Origin of the sequence: Iodobacter sp. BJB302, assembly GCF_002735645.1 — a bacterium.
Classification (GTDB): Bacteria; Pseudomonadota; Gammaproteobacteria; order Burkholderiales; family Chitinibacteraceae; genus Iodobacter.
Genome location: NZ_PDZG01000075.1, coordinates 1 through 20,077, shown reverse-complemented (window position 1 = coordinate 20,077; position 20,077 = coordinate 1). Strand labels below are relative to the sequence as shown.

At 53.5% G+C, this 20,077-nt stretch carries 23 protein-coding genes; 14 read left to right on the top strand and 9 right to left on the bottom strand.

Features of this window, described 5'->3' with window-relative positions; genetic code table 11:
* Nucleotides 1-236: phage major tail tube protein (locus CSQ88_RS18755; protein ID WP_180273727.1), on the top strand; the 236-nt coding region annotated here is incomplete at its 5' end.
* 273 nt (nucleotides 237-509) lie between these two features.
* On the opposite strand, the gene CSQ88_RS18750 is transcribed toward CSQ88_RS18755, so the two are convergent.
* From CSQ88_RS18750 to CSQ88_RS18740, 3 genes are all read right to left on the bottom strand, one after another.
* A complete protein-coding gene (locus CSQ88_RS18750; RefSeq protein WP_099399612.1) occupies nucleotides 510-917 on the bottom strand; it encodes a hypothetical protein in 408 nt (135 codons plus the stop codon).
* Nucleotides 918-998: 81 nt separating this feature from the next.
* Entirely contained in the window at nucleotides 999-1,421 is a 423-nt protein-coding gene (locus CSQ88_RS18745) for a hypothetical protein (RefSeq protein WP_143449514.1), read from the bottom strand.
* Between the two features lie 132 nt (nucleotides 1,422-1,553).
* Nucleotides 1,554-1,748, bottom strand: a complete 195-nt coding sequence (locus tag CSQ88_RS18740; protein ID WP_143449513.1) for a hypothetical protein — start codon at nucleotides 1,746-1,748, stop codon at nucleotides 1,554-1,556.
* A 233-nt stretch (nucleotides 1,749-1,981) separates the two neighbouring features.
* Here CSQ88_RS18740 and CSQ88_RS18735 point away from each other — a divergent pair, with 233 nt between their 5' ends.
* The 12 genes from CSQ88_RS18735 (at nucleotide 1,982) to CSQ88_RS18680 (ending at nucleotide 13,489) form a co-directional block, all read left to right on the top strand.
* Complete coding sequence (locus CSQ88_RS18735; protein WP_099399609.1) at nucleotides 1,982-2,284, top strand: phage tail assembly protein; 303 nt, start codon at nucleotides 1,982-1,984, stop codon at nucleotides 2,282-2,284.
* A gap of 94 nt (nucleotides 2,285-2,378) precedes the next feature.
* Nucleotides 2,379-5,027: a phage tail tape measure protein gene (locus tag CSQ88_RS18730; protein ID WP_099399608.1), complete on the top strand. Its 2,649-nt coding sequence runs from the start codon at nucleotides 2,379-2,381 to the stop codon at nucleotides 5,025-5,027.
* Nucleotides 5,027-5,947, top strand: coding sequence for a phage tail protein (locus CSQ88_RS18725; protein WP_099399607.1), 921 nt, complete (start codon nucleotides 5,027-5,029; stop codon nucleotides 5,945-5,947). Before CSQ88_RS18730 ends, CSQ88_RS18725 begins: the two co-directional genes overlap by 1 nt.
* The gene (locus CSQ88_RS18720) at nucleotides 5,944-6,150 is read left to right on the top strand and encodes a tail protein X (protein WP_099397015.1); all 207 of its coding nucleotides are present in this window, start codon (nucleotides 5,944-5,946) and stop codon (nucleotides 6,148-6,150) included. The genes CSQ88_RS18725 and CSQ88_RS18720 overlap by 4 nt, the downstream gene beginning before the upstream one ends.
* On the top strand, nucleotides 6,138-7,271 hold the full coding sequence (locus CSQ88_RS18715) for a phage late control D family protein (protein WP_099399606.1): 1,134 nt from the start codon (nucleotides 6,138-6,140) through the stop codon (nucleotides 7,269-7,271). Before CSQ88_RS18720 ends, CSQ88_RS18715 begins: the two co-directional genes overlap by 13 nt.
* A complete protein-coding gene (locus CSQ88_RS18710) occupies nucleotides 7,264-7,869 on the top strand; it encodes a phage baseplate assembly protein V (protein WP_099399605.1) in 606 nt (201 codons plus the stop codon). The genes CSQ88_RS18715 and CSQ88_RS18710 overlap by 8 nt, the downstream gene beginning before the upstream one ends.
* Nucleotides 7,870-7,921: 52 nt before the next feature.
* The gene (locus CSQ88_RS18705) at nucleotides 7,922-8,278 is read left to right on the top strand and encodes a GPW/gp25 family protein (protein WP_099399604.1); all 357 of its coding nucleotides are present in this window, start codon (nucleotides 7,922-7,924) and stop codon (nucleotides 8,276-8,278) included.
* Nucleotides 8,275-9,378, top strand: coding sequence for a baseplate J/gp47 family protein (locus CSQ88_RS18700; RefSeq protein ID WP_099399603.1), 1,104 nt, complete (start codon nucleotides 8,275-8,277; stop codon nucleotides 9,376-9,378). Before CSQ88_RS18705 ends, CSQ88_RS18700 begins: the two co-directional genes overlap by 4 nt.
* Nucleotides 9,371-10,003 carry a phage tail protein gene (locus CSQ88_RS18695; protein WP_099399602.1) on the top strand — a complete coding sequence of 211 codons (633 nt, stop codon included), beginning with the start codon at nucleotides 9,371-9,373 and terminating at the stop codon, nucleotides 10,001-10,003. The genes CSQ88_RS18700 and CSQ88_RS18695 overlap by 8 nt, the downstream gene beginning before the upstream one ends.
* A complete protein-coding gene (locus CSQ88_RS18690) occupies nucleotides 10,000-12,108 on the top strand; it encodes a phage tail protein (RefSeq protein WP_099399601.1) in 2,109 nt (702 codons plus the stop codon). The genes CSQ88_RS18695 and CSQ88_RS18690 overlap by 4 nt, the downstream gene beginning before the upstream one ends.
* A 10-nt stretch (nucleotides 12,109-12,118) precedes the next feature.
* A complete protein-coding gene (locus CSQ88_RS18685) occupies nucleotides 12,119-12,562 on the top strand; it encodes a hypothetical protein (protein ID WP_099399600.1) in 444 nt (147 codons plus the stop codon).
* Between the two features lie 150 nt (nucleotides 12,563-12,712).
* Nucleotides 12,713-13,489, top strand: coding sequence for a DNA adenine methylase (locus CSQ88_RS18680; RefSeq protein ID WP_099399599.1), 777 nt, complete (start codon nucleotides 12,713-12,715; stop codon nucleotides 13,487-13,489).
* 237 nt (nucleotides 13,490-13,726) lie between these two features.
* On the opposite strand, the gene CSQ88_RS18675 is transcribed toward CSQ88_RS18680, so the two are convergent.
* On the bottom strand, nucleotides 13,727-14,413 hold the full coding sequence (locus CSQ88_RS18675) for a response regulator (protein WP_099399598.1): 687 nt from the start codon (nucleotides 14,411-14,413) through the stop codon (nucleotides 13,727-13,729).
* A gap of 45 nt (nucleotides 14,414-14,458) precedes the next feature.
* Nucleotides 14,459-14,962, bottom strand: a complete 504-nt coding sequence (locus CSQ88_RS18670; protein WP_099399597.1) for a Spy/CpxP family protein refolding chaperone — start codon at nucleotides 14,960-14,962, stop codon at nucleotides 14,459-14,461.
* Nucleotides 14,963-15,225: 263 nt separating this feature from the next.
* Between CSQ88_RS18670 and CSQ88_RS18665 the strand changes: the two genes are divergently transcribed.
* Complete coding sequence (locus CSQ88_RS18665) at nucleotides 15,226-15,606, top strand: Rid family detoxifying hydrolase (RefSeq protein ID WP_099399596.1); 381 nt, start codon at nucleotides 15,226-15,228, stop codon at nucleotides 15,604-15,606.
* A gap of 63 nt (nucleotides 15,607-15,669) precedes the next feature.
* Here CSQ88_RS18665 and CSQ88_RS18660 read toward each other — a convergent pair whose 3' ends face one another.
* From CSQ88_RS18660 to CSQ88_RS18645, 4 genes are read right to left on the bottom strand one after another with little or no spacing between them, the layout of a single operon-like run.
* A complete protein-coding gene (locus CSQ88_RS18660; protein WP_099399595.1) occupies nucleotides 15,670-17,088 on the bottom strand; it encodes an efflux transporter outer membrane subunit in 1,419 nt (472 codons plus the stop codon).
* Nucleotides 17,089-17,091: 3 nt separating this feature from the next.
* Complete coding sequence (locus CSQ88_RS18655) at nucleotides 17,092-18,009, bottom strand: HlyD family secretion protein (protein ID WP_099399594.1); 918 nt, start codon at nucleotides 18,007-18,009, stop codon at nucleotides 17,092-17,094.
* Between the two features lie 3 nt (nucleotides 18,010-18,012).
* Nucleotides 18,013-18,210, bottom strand: coding sequence for a DUF1656 domain-containing protein (locus CSQ88_RS18650; protein ID WP_099399593.1), 198 nt, complete (start codon nucleotides 18,208-18,210; stop codon nucleotides 18,013-18,015).
* A gap of 28 nt (nucleotides 18,211-18,238) precedes the next feature.
* Nucleotides 18,239-19,945 carry an FUSC family protein gene (locus CSQ88_RS18645; protein ID WP_099399592.1) on the bottom strand — a complete coding sequence of 569 codons (1,707 nt, stop codon included), beginning with the start codon at nucleotides 19,943-19,945 and terminating at the stop codon, nucleotides 18,239-18,241.
* Between the last annotated feature and the right edge of the window lie 132 nt (nucleotides 19,946-20,077).

The following is a 20,077-nucleotide window of genomic DNA, read 5'->3' as shown; positions in this document are numbered from 1 at the left end:
AAGGGCGCGTGCAGCAAGTTGCCCTGGTCACATTCTTAACCGTCAGCTTTAAAAAGAACCCGCTGGGCACGTATAAACAGCACGACAACGCCGAATTTCCTGCTAGTTTTTCAGCGACGTATATCAAGCAGGTGCTGGACGGCGAAGAGATCCTGGAGCTGGATTACATGGCCAACATCTTCCGCGTAAATGGGGAAGATATGCTGGAAACGTATCGGCAGAATATTGGGGGGTAGCTCGCCAGTGATCAGAAAAAAAACCAGTTCAGAAGAACTGGTTTTTTTCCTGGCCGAAACTGTAGTTCCCCATAATTAACTGATAAGGAATCAGCACTATGAATGAACTTTCCCAAAATCTATGTGTGCTATGTGCCAGCTCGGTAGGTTGGGCTAAAGCTCTATCAGCCCAACATTTCAATATGCCTAAGAATGTTGGGCTGATAAGTCACTAGCCCAACCTACCGTGCTGGGACTGTATTTATTGGGTAGCTTCAGCCCAACCAACCGTGCTCATTTGGCAATTGCCTGACTTAGGATGTCAACTACAGATATTGTCCCAAGCAAAGCGCCAAGCCCAACAGCGGCAACTGCAACCGAAAAGCAAGCCATAACGGTAAGACGAAGTGGTTGCTTTGCCATCTGGTTATACGGTGGCTCACCCCGAATGAGAGCAGCAAAAGGTGGATATTTTTTTTCAATTTTCGCCTTTAGCCAAAACGGAATGCCGTACAGGGCACCAACAGCACCTAGCCCGCCGACAAAGGTGGCGATGGTTTGGAAGTTGAACCAAATGAGCAGAGCCATGATTGTGATAAGCGCAATAACGCCGACAACTATGGCAACGGCAACAATTGCAGGCAGTAGCCTGAGAATTATGACGGCGAGAACGACTCCAAAAGCGATTTCCACAATTAGCACGACTGCCTCCCCTGAGTTCTAATGCTTGAATTCAGCCGACCGGCCAGCGTCGCTTGCAATGACTGGTTAGGCATTAGTAATTTACTCGCGTGCAATCTGAAACAGCTTGGCATGCTCGACAATAATTTGTTCAATCAACCCACCTAGGTCATCCGCAAGTCCATCGAGTTGAGTTGAATTTCCAGAAAAATCAAATTCATTTTTAGCAGGCCAATAGAGTTTTACTAGCGCTCGATGTGCGAGATCATTACGTTTGCTCTGTAGGTTTCTCAATTCCACGACTAATTGTTTATTGGCATTTATTTTGCCAAATATATCGAGCAGCTTTCCTAGCGGTGCGTTTGTAACTTCGTCAGCCTTGTGCTCGTAGACCATATCTACGGGTAGAAACTCCCTAACTTTGTCGTGATAGTCAGCAATATAATCTTTAAGTACTACCTCAATGAGCTGAAATCCGGCTAACGCGTGGATTGCAATATCTCGATAGTGTTCTTCCTCGGTCATCACCCCCTCCTCGGCCTTTGAGGTGCCTAACAAGATGTAGCTCGGTCGGTTGGGCTGATAAGTCACTAGCCCAACCATGCTTCTCTTGTTAACAATTTAAACATCTGATTTGTTACGTCTTAGCGCCATATATTACTTACTCGAAGGAGGCGCATTGCCTCGTCCACCGCCCGATGGGTTGCCTGTAGTACTTGGCCAGCCACCAGGTTGGCCACTCCCTTTGCCTCCACTACTGGAGCCACCTTTGGAACCGCCACTGCTCCCGCCGCTACCACCAGAGTTTCCACTGCCGCCGCCTTTGCCTCCACCACCACTGCCTTTGCTCATTTGAGTCACCTTCAAGATAAGCCGGATAAGAATGCCCAACGCCGGTCCGGCAACGACGCAGACGCCTATAAGTATTAGCTCATTACGCAGCCCTTTGTACGTACCCCCAATGAAAACCAGCTCGAAGGGCTTTTCTAAACCCCATTAACTGACTCCCGCTCCCGCCTCCCGCAAAATCCTTTGTGTTTGTTAAGCCACTACTCCGGCAACCTCTCTCACACAAAGGGCATCTCATGAAAATCCCACTGAAGTTCCCATTTACCACCGCTGCTGGCGTTCGCATTGATTCGCTGGATTTGCCACGCCCTAAGCGTGCCGATTTAAAAGCGGCGCAAAAATTTAGCAGCGATCCGGTTGATCAGGAAGATTTTCTGTTTAGCCGCCTCACCGGGCTGGTGGTGGAAGATCTTGACCAGTTGGATGTAGCAGACAGTAAGGCGCTCAATGATGCCTTTCAGTCCATGGCGAGTGGCGGAGAAATCACTCAGGCCGCTGGACGAGATCCTGCTGCTGGTACTACGGCTACAGCCGTCTGAAATTGACGCCCTGGAAATGGATGATTATTTTTTCTGGGTTGAGGCTGCTGAGCGTGAAATAAAGCGCCGTAGTCAAAACTAAGCGGGTGGCGGCATGGCAGATTTATCAATTGGCATCAGGATTGGGGCAGCGCTGGCGGGATCGTTCTCCTCCGCGTTTGCTGGTGCGCGGGGTACGCTCGGCCAGCTTGGGAATGTGGCTGATCAGCTTCGCGCACGGCATGCCCGGCTTGGTGAAGCAATGGCCCGTGCCGCCAGCCATCCTGCCCGAAATGTAGACGCTTTGCGCCGTCAGTATGAACGCCTCGGCCAAACATTAGAGCAGTTGCGTATCCGCCAAGAGCGGCTGGCAGCAAGTATGGCGCGGGGAGCCGCGCTGACTGCACAGCGCTCTGAGCTGCGTGGCGCGGCGATGGAGACGGTCGGCACTGCCGTGGCCATTGGTATGCCGGTGGCTAAATCTGTAAAAGTTGCGGCTAATTTTCAGGACCAAATGCGCGATATCGCCATAACTGGCGAATTCAGCAAACAAGAAGAGGCTCAGCTGAGTAATACAGTGCGAGCTGCCGCCGGGCAATGGAATCAGTTTCAGGATGAAATTGGCCGGGGCATGAGCGTGTTGGTATCGGGTGGCATTCAGAGCGCCAAATCATTAGATGCCTATGCGCCGGTCATGGCAAAAGCGGCCACCGCTACACGGGCCAGTATGGATGATCTGGGCAGCGTTGCACTTGCACTAAAAAACAATTTAAAAGTGGGTGAAGCGGGGTTTGAGGGCGCGTTGAATATGCTGGCCTATGCCGGTAAGCGCGGCCAGTTCGAGATCCGCGATATGGCCAAGTGGTTGCCTGCGCTCGCCCCTTCATTTGAAACACTGGGTGTAACTGGCAAAGAGGCCGTGGCTGAAATTGGCGCTTCGTTACAAATCGCCCGCAAGGGGGCTGGAACCAATGACGAAGCTGCGAATAACTTCCGCAATTTTATGCAGAAGCTCACCTCCCCGGATACGCTGAAGGACTTTCAAAAAGCACATATTGATTTAAAAAGCAGCATGGTCAGGTTGCGTGCAGAAGGCATGACGCCTTTACAAGCGATGCTGAGCATGATCTCCGACTACATGCAAACGAAAGGGCCAAAGGCGGCGGGTGAGTTCAAGGCCGCCATAGGACTAAAAGACGATGCCGAACGCAAAGCTGCACTGGATCGTTTATCTGAGGCCTATAAGCTGGGCGAGTTGTTCCAGGATATGCAGGCCATGGCGTTTATCCGGCCAGCTGTTGCTAATCAAAGCGAGATGAAGGATATCAAGCAAGGCTCTCTTCAGGCCGAGAATAAAGACTTGCTGGGCGTTGATTATAAAAAACGGATGGAAATAGCTACAGAGCAGTTTAAGTCTTTCAAAATTGGGCTGACTGAGGTCGGGCTAACGATTGGTAATGTACTGCTCCCGCCATTGCTAGAGATGCTGAACACGATTAAACCCAGTGTTATCGCGTTTGGCGAATGGGCTAAGACTCATCCCGGAGTGATCAAAGGAGTGATGGGCTTAGTCGGTGGCCTGTTAGCAGGCAAGCTGGCTTTTATTGGGCTGAAGTACGGCATTAATCTGGTGTTATCGCCATTTAATGCCCTGGGCACGGTTTGGCAGACACTGGCTTCTAAATGGATACGGTTACAGGGCTTATGGCAAATGGGCCATTTTACACCGCTGATTTTAAAAGTGCGGGCACTGGGTGCAATGCTTGGCGGGCAATTAGTTAGTGGCATTATGCTGGCGGGCCGCGCGGTTCTCTGGCTGGGGCGTGCGCTGATGATGAACCCGATTGGAATAGCGATTACTGTCATCGGCTTGCTGATCTATAAGTATTGGCAACCGCTTAAAGCCTTCTTTATTGGCCTGTGGCAAGGCTTGTCTAGCGTGGCTGGCCCTGCCCTCAAAGCTCTTCTTCAGGGCGCGGTGTCCTTTGCAAAATCAATTGGGCGGCTTGTTATGATCATCCCCGGTGTGGGGGTGGCCATTCGAATGATCGGTATTATCGTCAAGCCTATTTTCAATGCCATCATGGTTGGCGTACGAGCTGCCTATACGTGGTTCAAAAATTTAATTAAGCCAATTGATGACGTGGGTGGAAAAGCCCAAAACATGGGCCAAATGGTTGGCATCGCATTGGGCGGAATAATTAAAGGGCTGTTGAGTCTCCCAACACAGTTTTATAAATTCGGCGGCGATATTGTTGATGGCTTAGTGAATGGTATTAAATCCAAGCTGGGTGCTGCTGAGCGCACCATTACCGAATTCGGTCAAAATATTAAGGGCTGGTTTGCCAGCACCTTGGGTATTCAATCACCCTCACGGGTCTTCTTAGGCTTTGGCGACAATATCGCCCAAGGGGCAGCTCTGGGGATTGGCCGCTCTGCCGTATTTGCCACCCGCGCCGTCGCTTCAATGGCGCAGGCCAGCGCCACCGCCTGGGGGCGGCCAGAGCTGGCATCGCCCTTTGTGGATGTGGCCAATCGTGTGGCCAGCGTGGTGCCTCGCGCATCTACTCATGAACAAGGGGCAAATGCGTCGGGTGGCATGACCATTTCTTTCTCTCCACAAATAACAATTCAGGGCGGTGATCCTGCTGCAGTACAGAGCCAGGTCAATCAAGCAATGAATGTTTCGTTTGCCCAGTTTGAAGCCATGATGAAGCGCTACGAGAGCAATAGACGGCGCGGCAGCTACGGGGGGAATGCCTGATGTTTGCCATTCTCGGCACCGTTGAGTTTGATCTCATCACCTATTTTGACGGGCTGGAAATCAGCTATGGCGCAGACTATGCCGAGCATGCGCTGATTGGCCGCAAGCCACGCCTGCAGCATGTAGGCGATAAGCTGGACGAGATCAAAATTGATTTGGTTTTTCATGCCAGCTATTGCAAGCCGGAGGCTGAGCTGCTGCGCTTGCGCAAGGCGGTAACGGCGCATGAGGCGCTGTCGTTTGTGCTGGGCAATGGCGATTATAAAGGCCGCTTTGTCATTACAGATATTACGGCCACAGGCCGCCAGACCGACAAATCGGGCAGCATGATTGCGCTGGAGGCCCAATTATCCCTTCGTGAATATACGGGCGAGGATGCCAAACCCCGCCCTTTGGCCATCGTGAGCGGCAGCAGCCCGCTGCCGCTGCAGGCCCAGCTCAATAAATTAGCCGTGCCCGGTGTAGTGGCGGCTATTCCTGCTGTTAGCCCATTATCACAAGCCATCTCAATGGCAAAAGGTGCATTGACTACAGCCAGCCAGGCTCTTACAGCTGTAGCTGCAGTGCGCCAGCTGGCTAAATCTGATCCTGTCTCTGCGCTGGCGCGTTTGCCAGGGGTGAGCGCCACGGTGGGCGGTGCTTTGCCTGGGCTAGGGGCCGTGGCGGAACAAATGGGCGGGCTAAAAAATATTGCTGTTGTGGCCAGCGATGCAGCGCAAACCGTGCAGCGGGTACTAAGGGTACGAGGCGAGATGAGCAGCATTACGCAGAACATGGCCAGCGCAAATGCGGGTAATTTGCTCTCTGTTTTAACCTCGGCAAACGGGGCAATCCAGCGGGTAGATAGCGAGATCCGGGGCGCAACCTTGCCACTGGCCCGGATGACAGCAGCGGCAGTGACGCGGCAGGTGGCCGGATGAATCTCACCCACATCACCACAGACGGCGATCGCTGGGATTTATTAGCCTGGCGCTACTACCGCGATATATCGCGCATCCCCTTACTGATTGATGCCAACCCACATATGGCCATTAGCGAAGTACTGCCCAGCGGGCAAACCGTACTTATCCCGATTATTGAAGAAGAGGTTTCAACCGAGGATCTGCCGCCGTGGAAACGCTAAACACCCCAGCCTTTGAGCTGAACTATAACGGCCGCAATATCACGCGGGAGCTGAGCCAGTACGCGACATCGATCACGTATACCGACAATCTAAGCGGCGAGGCTGATGGGCTGGATATTGAGCTGGAAGACACCGATGGCCGCTGGCTAAACAGCTGGTACCCGGAAAAAGGGGCGGAGTTGTCTTATCGATTTGGCTATCTGCAGCATGCATTGATCAGTGCGGGCCGGTTTGATATTGATGAGCTGGAGCTGTCTGGCCCGCCGTCTGTGGTGCGAATTCGCGCCCTTGCGGCAGGAGCGCAAAAAGCACTGCGTACCCGCAAGGGCAAAGATTATGAGGACACCACACTGGCGGATATCGCGGGGCAAATTGCTAAATCAAACAATATGACGCTGGTGGGCAAGATTGAGCCGCTGCAGATTGACAGGGCCACGCAATACAAAGAAGGCGATCTGGCGTTTTTGCACCGCATCGCCCGGCAATATGGCTACGCCTTTAAAGTGACTGAAAACTCCACCCGCCTCGTGTTCTGGAAAAGCGCCGACCTGCACCAGCAAAAGCCAGTGCGCCGCTTCGCCCCCAGCGATTTATCCGGCTGGAGCTTTACAGATAAAGTGTCTGATGTACCTGCAGGCGTTGAGGTATCCCACCACAATGCCAAAAGCAAAAAGCTGGTGGTTTATGGCATAAAAGATGGCGAAACTGCAGTGGTTGGCTCGTCAACATCGGGAAAAAGCAGCTCTGCTGATACGGTAAAAATCACCCGCCGTGCCCCAACTGCAGCGTCTGCAGAAGTGCAGGCCAAGGCGGCGCTGGATCAGCGCTTGATCGAACGTACCACCGGCAATATCAACCTGATTGGCGATCCGGCCCTGGCGGCTGGGGTGACGATTGAATTAGCGGGGTTCGGCCAGCTATCAGGTATTTACACCATCAGCAAAGCCGTTCACAGCATCAGCCGGGGCGAGGGGTACACCACCACATTGGAAATCAAACGGGGTGCCGCATCAAAAGGAACCAAAGGGGCAAAAACCAAGGGACTAGCCATTTATGGTATGAAAAACGGCAAGGTTGAAGTGGTCGATCACTCGGCGGCCAAGGCTAAAAAACATGGATGAGACTTTTGCAGAAAGCGGCGTCACGCTTAAGTTCGGCATCGTACTTGCCAGCAAACCCGGATTTGCGCGGATCAGCCTGCCGGATACCGACAATCTGCGCACCATGTGGCTTCCGATCGCTTACCCTAAAACCCAAGATGATGAATGCTACTGGACGTATGACACCGGCGAGCATGTAGCGCTGCTGCTGGATGCTCAGGGCGAAGACGGGGTGATTATCGGGGCGATTTTTTCTGATGCCGATACCCCGCCAGTGACCGACTCAAATAAATTTGGCATCAGGTTTAATGACGGGGCCATGCTGGAATACGACCGGCAAACCCACACGCTAAGCGTTACCGGCGTATCTAAAGTCATTGTGGAAGCCAGCACAACCATCGTATTAAAAGCGGGCAGCAAAGTGACAATCGACTCCCCAGAAGCGCAGTTCACCGGCAGGCTGCAGGTTGATGGCCTGCTTACTTACCTCGGTGGGCTGGAAGGCGGCGGCGGTGACGGCTCTAAATTTACTGGCCGTGTTGACGTGGATGGAGATGTTCATGCCACTGGCTCTATTATTGATGTGGCGGGTAATTCCAATAACCATTCCCATACGTAAACCTTAAACCGCTTTAATATCCCTTCCCCCTGCATAGCGCCATCATGGCGCTATGACTCAGCTCAAAGACATCTCCTCCCTGCATTGGCAGACCGCGCTTGGCGGTGATGGCATCGTTGAAAATATCGACGATATCCATCAGGCCATCGCCATTATCTTGCGTACCCCGCAGGGGGCAGACCCGCTTCGGCCAGAGTTCGGCAGCAAGCTCCATGACTATATCGATTACCCCATTAATCGCGCCCGCCCGCATGTAGTACGTGAAAGCGTGGAAGCGATCGCCCGCTGGGAGCCTCGCGTTACTGTTGAGCGTGTGTCGTTTGAGTTGGGCGAGCCAGGGCAGGCAATGATCAAAGTGTTCTGGCGTTTGCCCGATGGGTTTACTGATCAAACGGCGGTGGCGCTATGACGACCTTACCCAAGGTGATCGACGATGACAGCCAGGCCATTACGGCTGAGTTGATTGCTGCTTATGAAGCCATGACAGGTAAAACGCTGTATCCCGCTCAGGTAGAGCGGCTACTGATTGACCTCGTTGCTTATCGTGAAACTCTATTACGCAGTGCGATGAATGATGCGGCGAGGCAAAACTTAGTGGCTTTTGCCCGTGCGCCAATGTTGGATTACCTGGGCGAATTAGTGGGGGTCTATCGGCTGGCCGCGCAAAGCGCCCGCACTATTGTACGAATTACTTTTGCAGCGCCTTTAGCCACAGTGCTGCTGATTCCTGCAGGTATTCGCCTGCAAACAGCGAGTGGCGTTCAATTTCAGCTGCAGGCAGAAAAGCTGGTGCCCGCAGGCAGCCTTTTTGCTGATGTCTCTGTGATGGCACTTGAAGCAGGCATTGCAGGAAATGGTTATCTGGCTGGCCAGGTAAATCAGCTCATTGATGGTATTGGGGTTACCGTAGCGAGTGTGGCCAATTTAAGCGTGACCTCTGCCGGGGCTGAAGACGAGCAGGATGACCGTTTACGCGAAAGCATCAAGCTGGCCCCAGAGTCGTTTAGCGTTGCGGGTAGTCGGCTCGCTTATCGTCAGCATGCAATGCGAGCGCATCAGGATATTGTGGAAGTGGCCGTGCTGTCGTCTACCCCTGGCACGATTCAGCTTTATCCACTGGTAAAAACAGGGTTGCCAACTGCGGCCATCCTGAGTGCCGTTTCCGCTCAATGCTCCCATGAAAAAGTCCGGCCTCTTTCAGACACGGTGCAGGTGCTCACCCCAACAGAGCGCAGCTACTCGTTGTCTGCGCGGCTCACTTTATATAGCAATGCGGATGCAACATCAGTGCTGGCCAATGCCCAACAGCAGGCCAATCTGTTTGTGGCCACCCAGTCGGCGGCATTAGGGCGGGATATTGTGCCGACCCAAATTGTGAGTGTTTTATCAGTACCCGGTGTGTATCAAGTCGCTTTACTTGCGCCCGTGGCTCTGCTGACCGTCGGTGATGCTGAGTGGGCGCATTGCATCAGCGTTGATATCCAGCTCGCGGGGGTCAGCGATGGTTAATGCAACTGCGCCAGTCCTGGCGCTTGACCCTCGTTTTGGCCCTCTGGCCCAGCTATCTGAGCGGCTCACAAGCCTGGATTTATCGCGTGTTTTGGTGAATCTGATTGATTTAGCCGAGCCTGCTGTTTTGCCCTTTCTGGCTGAGCAGTTTCATATCACAGGTTTTGAGGGCTGGAATTTTGCGGCCGATGATGAAGCACGCAGAGCACTGATCAAATCAGCGATTGAATTACATCGCTACAAAGGCACGCCCTGGGCCGTTAAACAGGCGTTGACGACAGTGGGGCTGGAGCATTTCACCCTAATTGAGCACCCAGCCGATGCCCACTGGGCCGAGTTTGATCTGGAAATCAGCGTCATCGATCGCCCGCTCACCGAGGCGGTCGATCAGCAAATCACGCAGATGATTGAGATGTACAAACCGCAACGCTCGCACTTGCGGCGGTTGCAGGTTTCTGTTGGCTCGGTCGAGATGATTCACGCTGCCTGTCTGCTGTTTTCGGGCGATATCGTGACAGTCCAGCCCTATAAAAACACCGAATTCCCAACCGCCACCGCGATGCGCTGTATCGGCATTGGCATGCATGTTTCTGAAGTTTTAACTATTTATCCGAGGATGTCATGAGCTACAACACGCTACTGACCGCGCTGGGCGCAGCGGAAATGATTAATGCGCAAGCCACCGGCACACTGGTGCCATTTACGCATTTAGCGCTTGGCGACGGCAATGGCGCAGCGATCACGCCGGTTGAATCCATGACGGCGCTCACCCATGAAGTCCACCGCGTAGCGATTACGTCTGTCACGCCCGACGCTGAAAACCCAAACTGGCTGGTGGTTGAAGCGGTGGTGCCGACTACGGTGGGCGGCTGGACGATTCGTGAGGTGGGGTTAATCGGTGGCAGCGGTGCAGGCAATAAGCTGCTGGCCATAGGCAATTTTCCAGACACGTATAAACCGCTGCTTGCGCAAGGCTCGGCGCGGGATATGCTGCTGCGGATGATTATTCAGCTCGGCAATGCATCAGTAGTGCAGCTGACGATCGACCCCAATGTGACTATGGTGACCGCACAATCGCTCATTAATGCGATCAATGCTCATGAGCAGAAGCCAGATCCTCACTCGCAGTATTTAACGCAGCCAGAGGGCGATCTGCGCTACCGGCAAAAATCTGAAGTGATCGAGGCGACAGACATGTGGCTCACTGCCGATGCCACACCGCAGCTGCCAGCTGAGGGCGGGCTGCGGATTTACAGCATGCTGGGCCTCACTAAAATCACACTGGATTCGCGCACAGCGACCCCTAATAAATTGGTGATGGCGATTGCACAAATCGGCGGCACGCCAACGGTTGAGTCTGTGGACGGCGTGCAGGTTAATTTCCCGCTGACACTCAACCAGGCACCGTTGAATTACTGCCGACTGGTAAATAACGCTATTCCACAGGGGATCTGGGCAGGGGCCAGCTACGGCCGCCGCACGTATTTGGGCTATGTAGCTGCAGACAGCGGCAAGGGGGCTGCTTGCGGGGCCATTGTGATGGGCAATACTTCGGTGCTGCTGACTATGGTCTCTGATGGGATGCTGATGCAGGCCTATTCTGCAGATACCAAAACGCTGGGCACCGCGCTAAAAGTGTCGCAAATCCAGGATGAAGCCAACGCCAGGCCGCAGCTCATCGTGGGTTTGTTTCAGCTGGATGCCACTCGGTTTTTGTTTGTTGGCTCTATTCATTCGGTGGTGGTCACGCTGACAGGGCTGACGATCACAATCGGTACGATCGCCACGGTGGGCGTGGTTGGCGCTGAGTATTATCGCGCCGCCGGGCTATTGTCTGGCTCTACATTCTTGATTACAGGCTCGGTGAGTAATGCGGTGAAGGCCCGCACAATCTCTGTTTCTGGCAGTACGATCACCGTCAATGCGGCGGTGCAGGCGTCATATATCACCGGCTCTGATCAGCAAAGGCTGGTCATTTTTAGCCCAACATCGGCGATGCTGGGCGTTGACCAGGGCGTGTGGGCACTGTCGGTGAGCGGTGCGACAGTCACAATGGGCGCAACAGTCACAGCGTTGGCGGGATGTAACAATCAAGTGCTTTGCGGGGGAATCACGGCGAATACGGCGCTGGTGTGGGGCTACGACAGCGCTGCACCTACTTCGTATAAATTAGCTGTGGCCACCGTGACTGGCACTGCGGTGGCGTTGGGTACCGCTGTTTCCGTTGCGGAAAACACCAGCGCCTTGTCAGTGCCGCCGCCCAGTGTCCCCTATCCTGAAAATTATCACGCGGCAAACCGTTTAATTCGTTTGACCCCCACCAGCTTTGCACTGGCTCAAGCGAAATTGCGCCATGTTAGCGTGTCGGGCACAACTGTCACCGTGAGTGATGCGGTAAACCCGACGGCATCGGCAAGCAATATCACTAAGCTGCCTGATGGCACTCTGCTTCTTTCAGATAACAGCTCAACGCCCGGCGTGAAAACATTTACGGCAACGGGTGGCGTGATCGCTCTTGGCCCGGTGCTTTTTCCGACTCCCACACCCAAATTATCAGGCCACAGCCTTTCTGATTTTGCTGAGAAAAAGCTTCTGAGCAATGTTTATTACGACTACCCGCTGGTGGGTGGGAGCAGCAGTACCACGATCAACACTATTTTTTCTCTGCCTGGCCCGGCTTCGGTACTTCTGGGTGACGGCAATAGCTTTATTTTCCGTGACAAATACTGAGGACGCCGCAATGAAAGCCATCGTTTTAGACAACAAAGTTATCGGTTGCAGCGCAAGCGCCACGCTGGCCAATGGCATCGTGCATACAGCAGAAATGAATTACGCCGGTTTTGATAATAAAGAGGTGGTGATTGTCGATACCGATCATGACGTTACCGGCTACACGTATGCAGCGGGCCAGTTTGTGGCACCAGCGCCTGTGCTCACGGCCAACCCGCTGGTCACGCCGATTGAATTTAAGCTGCTATTTACCGCTGCAGAGCGCGTGGCGATCAAAGCCGCTCGTGCAGATCATCCGCTGATTGCCGACTTTTACGAGATCGTAGAAGACCCGCGATTGACTCATGTGGATTTGAATTTGCAATCAACCCGTTTTGCGCTGATGTATTTGGAAGAGCAAAGCTTGATTACCGCAGCACGCCGTCAGGAAATTTTAACGGGGGTGGTGCAGTAGTTTGAAGACAGCGACCAGCCGGGTGTTGTAGCACCCGACTGGCCAGCTGACCCGCAGAGCGTGCCTGCAAGTCACCCCAAAGACTGCCTAACCGTAGCTACGGAAAAGCAAGCCTAAAGGGTTTTTTCATTATTTGAAAGAGGCTTGCAGATGTTGCAATTAAATACAACACCGATTATTCCTTGGATGGGTGGAAAGCGCAGATTAGCCAAACATATCCTGCCCTTATTCCCAGAACACTCATGCTATGTAGAGCCATTTTGCGGCGCGGCTGCACTGTTTTTTTTAAAAGAACCGGCAAAAGTCGAAGTAATAAACGACGTCAACGGCGAGCTGGTCAACCTATATAGAATAGTGCGGCACCACCTTGAGGAGTTCGTCCGGCAGTTTAAGTGGGCGCTGACTTCAAGACAGATCTTTAAATGGCTGCAGATTACCCCAGAAGAAACGCTGACCGATATCCAGCGTGCCGCGCGTTTCTTCTATTTACAAAAGATGGCCTTCGGCGGCAAGGTAGATGGTCAGACCTTCGGTACCGCCACCACCACACCGCCAAGGCTGAACTTGCTCAGGTTAGAAGAAGATCTATCAGCGGCTCATTTGCGTTTGAGCCGTACTTATATAGAGAATCTGGACTGGGCCGCGTGCATTAAGAAGTACGACCGGGTGCACACGCTGTTCTATTGTGACCCACCCTATTGGGGCACCGCAGGCTACGGCGTAGAGTTCGGTCTGCATGAGTACCAGCGCATGGCCGAGCTGGCCAAATCGATCACCGGCCACATGATTATCTCCGTCAACGACATCCCAGAGATGCGTGAGGTATTTGATGGGCTGACGATAGAGCGGGTAGAGATTAACTACACGGTTGGCGGTAAAGGCAGAAATAAAGATAAAACGGGAGAGCTGATCATCCGTAATTTCTAAACACAAAAGCAAAGGGGCCATCCGGCCCCTTTGGTGATAAAAGTGAAATTCTTTTGCAAATAGTGGAAAATGCAGCCAACCCATTTATCGCGCACAACCGCGCTCATTTATCGCGCCGCGCTTCACAAAATCTATCAAATTAACTTAATTTAACTCTCGTTTTTCTCCGTGAAACTCCGTGCTCTCCGTGTCCTCCGTGTTTCAAGATTTGGGTTTTACTTACAGAGGAGAGCATCTTTAATCCTCCGTTTTAGCAAACACATAGCCCACACCGCGCACGGTGATGATGCGTTTGGGGGCTTTGGAATCGTCCCCAATCGCTGCGCGAAGTTTGGAGATGTGTACGTCGATGCTGCGGTCAAAGGCTTCCAGCGTTTCACCGCGTACCTGATCTAAAATTTGCTCGCGGCTCAGCACTTTTCCGGCGTGGCGGGCGAGGCAAAGTAATAAATCAAACTGGTAGCTGGTGATGCTGCATGCCTGCCCCGCAACCATGACGCTGCGGGCGTCGGCGTCGATTTCTATATTGCCAAAAGTGAGCTGGCTGCTGCTGTCTGTGTTGTGCTGGCGGCGCAAGATGGCGCGTAATCGGGCGAGCAGCTCTCTGGCATCAAAGGGCTTGGCAAGATAATCGTCTGCACCTAATTCCAGCCCCACAATCCGGTCGGTCACATCGCCTCTGGCGGTGAGCATCAGAATCGGCAGCGGGTGGGTTTGCCTGATTTGCCTGCATAAATCCAGGCCGTCCGCATCGGGCAGCATTAAATCTAAAATCAGCGCATCAAAGCTGCGGCTGGCGAGGGCCGCTAAGCCGCGTTGACCATAGTGTGCTACTTCCACCGCAAAGCCTTGCTGCCGCAAATACTCAGCCAGCATCGCTGTAAGGCGTTCATCGTCGTCGATCAGTAAGAGCTGCCTAGACATGCGATTCCTGTGTGGCTGAAGTGATCATTATTTTAAAATGCCTGATTAACCGTGCTTGCGGCCTTTTCTGTCCAATTTTTCGACCAGTTTAAGCCTTTGTTCCGGAGTCAGGATTTTGCTGGCTTCGGCAATAATAGCGGTCAGTTTGCGGGATGATTCATCCATCGCCTTCATCTTAGCTGCGCGCAGTGTTTCCAGCTGTGCGGCATCTACTGTGGTCTGGCTTAAGGCTTTGCGCAGCTCATCTCTGTCTTCATGCATTGCGGCCCGTTGCGTTTGCATTTCTTTAAACGCTTGCTCTGCCAGCGGTTTGAGCTGGGCTATTTGTGCATCGCTTGCGCCAACTTCTTGCAGCGCTTTATCTAAGCGGCCCTGCATCATTTTGTGCATCTGCTCAGGATTGCCGTGGCGCATGCCCGGCCCGCCACCACAATTGTCAGGTGCTGCTGCATAGGCTAAACCGCCTAAAGAAAGCCCCATTACAGCAATAATAGCTGCACTGCGTTTCATATGGCGATGTTGAAATTTGGCTTTAAGTGCGCTGAACATGGTGATTTCCTCAGATGTTGTTTGGTTTTGCAAGAAGACTTGCAACAACTGCAGAATAGCCGCCCGGGGTAAAGCGCATGTGTTGCTTGTGTAAAGTTATGTGTAGATGGGTTTTTAGCCGCGCCTGCAAAAAGCATCTGATGGCTCTGAATGGGCGGAAGTAATCAGCACAGGCCATTTACAGGGTAACCTTCACTTAAACCGCGGCGCATGGGGTGTTATCATTGTCTGTACAGTGTTTACTTATCTCTTAAGGAATCCCAATGAAAGACCTGAATACCAGCAATGCCCCTGCCGCAATCGGCCCTTATGTACAAGCTAAAGATATTGGTCAGCTGGTTTTTACTTCCGGCCAATTGCCAATTGATCCGGCTACGGGCGAAATGCCAGCGGCGGCAGGTGCACAGACTACTCAGTGCCTCGCCAATGTGGCGGCCATCTTGCTGGAAGCAGGTCTGAACGCATCAAACATCATCAAAACCACGGTGTATGTAAAAGACTTAAACCATTTTTCTGAAGTGAACGAAGCGTATAGCCGTTTCTTTGAAGGCACAGGCAGCTACCCGGCCCGCAGCTGTGTAGAAGTAGCACGCCTGCCAAAAGACGCCATGGTAGAAATCGAAGTCATCGCACTGCGCGCTTAAGGTTTTAAAGTCTGTAAAAGTACCGCAGGAAGGGCTAAGCGGTTTACCTTGCCCTTCCTGAACTTACTCCTCCCATCCCCCGCCTAAAGCCATAAACACTGCAATCTGATTACTGGTGAGCGCTGCATTCGAGCTGGCGAGGGCGCTGCTTGCGCTGGCCAGGCTGCGGTTGGCATCCAGCACGGTCAGGTAGTTTGTTTTTCCCGATTTATATAATTGCTGTGCCTGCCTTGCGGCCTCGGTGCTGGCGTTGTGGGCGCTGATCAGTGCCGCATTGCGGTCCAGTTCGCGCGCGTACACGGTGAGGGCGCTTTCGACTTCTCTGAGAGCAGTGAGCACGGTGGCGTCGAACTTAGCCAATGCACCGTCTGCGCCCGCAGTTGCTGCAGCAATTCTGGCCCGGGTTGCGCCGGTGTTGGGAATGGTCCAGGAAATCAGCGGGCCGATGCCCCAGCGCATGGTGTTGCTGTCGCCAAACTGATCTAGGGGGCCGGTGGATCCGGCGCTTAAGCCCAGACTGATGCTGGGGTAAAGATCGGCGGTCACAACGCCAATACGGGCCGTGGCTGCGGCTAAGCTGCGCTCGGCTTGGCGGATATCCGGGCGGCGGCGCAGTAAATCGCTGCCTTTGCCGCTGGGAATCGTGCTGGACAGCTGTGGTGTGGTATTGCACTGCAAAACCGGCGCAGGCAAGACGGATTCGATCGCTTCGGGCACATGGCCGGTGAGTACGGCAAGGCGATACATGGCGATGCGGCGCTGTGCCTGCAAAGGGGGTAGGGCCGCTTGCAACTGGGCCAGCAGCCCGCGTGAACGCACTACGTCAAGTGATGTGCCGCGGCCTGCTTTAAAGAGCTTTTCATCCAGACTCAGGCTTTGCTTTTGCAAGCTGACCGATTGCTCCGCTACCTGCAGCTGCCTGCCGGATGAGCAGATATCGGCAAAGGCGCGGGTGGTTTCACCGGCGACAGACACGCGGACTAGATCATAGGCTGCTTTGGCGGCTTCGCTATCGGCTTGCGAAGCTTCAATGCCCCGGCTGATTTTTCCAACTAGATCAAACTGATAAGCCACACTCACGCCGGTGTCGTAGCTGTAATCGTCGTCTAAAGCTTTGGGCAAACCTTTGGCTGCAGCGGAAGGGCGGCCATAGCCCGGGGCAAGGTTCATGCTGATATTGGGGGATTGCAAGCTTTGTGCTTCACCTAGCAGGGCGCGGGTGCGGGCAAGGTTGGCAGCGGCCTGGCGTAAATCGGTGTTGGCCGTAAAGGCCTGCTCAACGAGCTGGTTGAGAGCAGGCTCGTGGTAAAGCTGCCACCAGTTTTTAGGCAGGGCTTGCTCGCTTTTAGCTTCTGAAAAACCGCCTTGTGCGGCGCTAATGTCAATTTTGCTATCTGTCGGGCCTTGGTAATCAGGGCCAACGGCAGCGCAGCCCGCTAAGGCTAATATGGCAAATAAAGGTATTTTTTTGAGCATCATCATCTCTTATTTCTTTGCCGCAGGCTGGGCGCTGACTGTGGTCGCTGGTGCTGTAGCCTGATGTTTCTTGTCCTCAGGCTGGACTTTAACCGTGACCGTCTGGCCAGCAAGCAGGCGCACATCGTCGGGGACTTTATCGATGGCCACGCGCACCGGAATGCGCTGGGCTAAACGTACCCAGTTAAAAGTAGGGTTGATATTGGGTAAAAGATTGCTGCTGGGCGCGCGGTCGCGATCCGCAATCCCTGCTGCGATGCTTTCTACATGGCCTTTAATTTCGGTTTTTTGCCCCATGATATTCAGGGTAACGGGGGCATTTAATTTGATTTTCCCCAGTTTGGTTTCTTCAAAATAACCCTCTACATAGAATGAATCCCGATCCACCAGCGCCAGTGTGGGTTTGCCTGCAGTAGCAAAGCCGCCTTTTTGTAAATCCAGATTGGTGATCACACCGTTCACCGAGGCATAGACCCGCGAGCGGGCCAGATTAAGCTTGGCCACATCATGATTTGCCACGGCCTGAGCCAGCGCCGCTTGCAGCGATTCAACTCTGGCCAGTGTCTGTTCAATGCTTTCTTGTGAAATCACGCCGCTCAGTGATTTATTACGGCTGGCTTCACGCTCAGCTTGTTTTAAAGCGCTGCGCTGCGCCTGTACGGCCGCTTCTGCCTGGCGTAAAGACAGAGCAAAGCGTTCCCTGTCAATTTCAAATAAAAGCTGGCCTGTTTTTACTTCCTGATTATCCCGTACTGCTACCGCAGTGACCTGGCCGCTTACATCGGGCGCTACCTGAATGACTTGTGCGCGCACCCGGCCATCGCGTGTCCATGGCTCAACTTCATAGTGATTCCAGAGGCGCATGCCAGTAAAAATAGCAGCGGCTACGATGGCCAAGGTAATCAGAATTTGAATTGTTTTTTTCATTTTTTAACTCGATAGAAGCGTGCTGAGAAAGCCTAAAAGGACTACAAAGAGCGCAGTATCAAAGAGCGCCGGGTGCCAGACCCATTGATAAAACCCGATGCGCTGTAAAATCTGGCGGCTCAGCCAGTAAGGCAGAAAAGTCAGAATACAGAGCACTAAAAGCTGCGGCATAAACAGGCCAAAGAGTTCGATTTCCATCATGGCAGTAGTGCCTCTGTGTGCCTGTTGGTCATGGTTTTTCGTCCTGATGATTGGGCAGGGCTATGGCTTGTTGCGATAAGTCTGCGATGGGTTGATGAGATAAATCAGCGGCGGTATCGGGGAATAAATCACGGCGGATGCCCACTAATGCGGCAATCAGGGCCAGCTGCGCCGCCGAGCCGCTTTCCTGAATGGCCCCGCGTAAAGTGTTGTCCAGCTGGCTGAGCAGCCCGGCAGAAGGGATGGCTTGCGCAGCACGCTCTGCAAAGTATGCGAAAAGCTGGGTGAGGAGGGGCTGAATATGCAGGGGCAGCAGCTCCTGGTGCTGAATCAGAATGGTCATTTCATGCCCTATGCGTAAATCATTAAGCACGCTGGCGGCAGGGGCCGGGTCGCTCAAGGTGGCTAAGCGCGGCGCAAGCAGGCCCAGCCTGTCTGTCATCCGGGAGGCAAAGGCTTTATCCGGCACGGCGGCTTTGCCAAGCCTGGCTAAATCCTGCCAGCCGGCACGCAGCAGCCGGTCGATAACCCATTCTCCGGATAAAGACCGAATCAGCCCGGTTGCCACCAGTGCGCTCGCCACACCGGCTAATTCGCCAAATTTATTATTTAAAAAAGTATTCATGTCGGCCATGGCGGTATCTTGCAAAGCCAGTGTGCTGGCCAGCACCAGCGTAGTCATCAGCGCAGGAAAAGCGCTGGCTGGCCGCATCATAAAAATGCCTAAAATAAAAAACACAGGAAACATCAGCATCGCCAGCATGCCAAAGCTATGCGTAGCAGGCAGAACTACCAGCAGATAAAAAGCCGAAAGCGGAATCGTCACCACCGATAAAATAAAAGTGACTTTAATAGCCGGGGCCGGGTTATCCAGCGCGGCAAAAAGCGAGCAGGCCACTGCCGCCATCACCGGCGCCATCATGCCCGATGGCCATGCGGAAGCAATCCAGAATGCGCCGCTCAGGGTAATGGCCAAAAAGGCCGTCAGCGCTGATCTGAATGCCACACCGCGGTCTTGGTGCAATTTATCCATACTGGTTTTGATCAGGATTTTTTCGATATCAGGGCTGATAACCGAGGACGACTGATTCATCGCCCGGCGAATCTCTGCCGCATTGATGCAGCACTGAATCAGCGCCGTCAGCCGGGTGGCCAGATTGATCAGCAGCACATCCTGCCAGGTGCTTTGTGCGCTGGCTTTGGGCGTGAGTGCGCTTATTTCTGCGCAGAGCACACCGGCCTGAGCGGCATCGGTGCCCGCTTCAATCCAGGCGGCGATGCGGTTAAGCATTGCCTGCCATTCTGGCGGCAATTCGCCCAGGGCCAGCTTGCGGTCTTCAATGGCATAAAGCAGCGGCAGCGCCAGGGCAAGCTGATCGCATAAGCCATTCACCAGCCCTGCTGCCCAGCGCAGGCGTGAAGTATCAAAAGGCAGGTGGGTGGCTAAAAGACGCAGCTCAGAAATGGTACCGGCCATTTTGCGCCGGTCTGCATCACTGTCTTTTGCGCTTTTTAAAACATCCAGTATCCATGTTCTGGCTTTGCCCCGGGCTTCATCAATCCGCGCCAGCAGATTAGGGCCAACAGGCACAGGCAGTATCAGGCTGTGAATCAGCGTGGCGCAGACAATCCCCAGGGTGATTTCTTCCACGCGGGCGAGCGCCACATCAAAAATAGCGCCCGGCATGCTGACGCTGGGAAACCCAATCAGTGCACAGGTATAGCCTGCCAGCAAAAAGGTACCTGATTATGTCTCTTGCTCAATCTCCTTGCTCAAACCACTTAAAAGGCCTAAGGTGAACGAACGTTCTTTTGTGGAGTGGTCGTCATGGCAATCAACCCAATCCAGATGCAAAAGGGGCTGTCG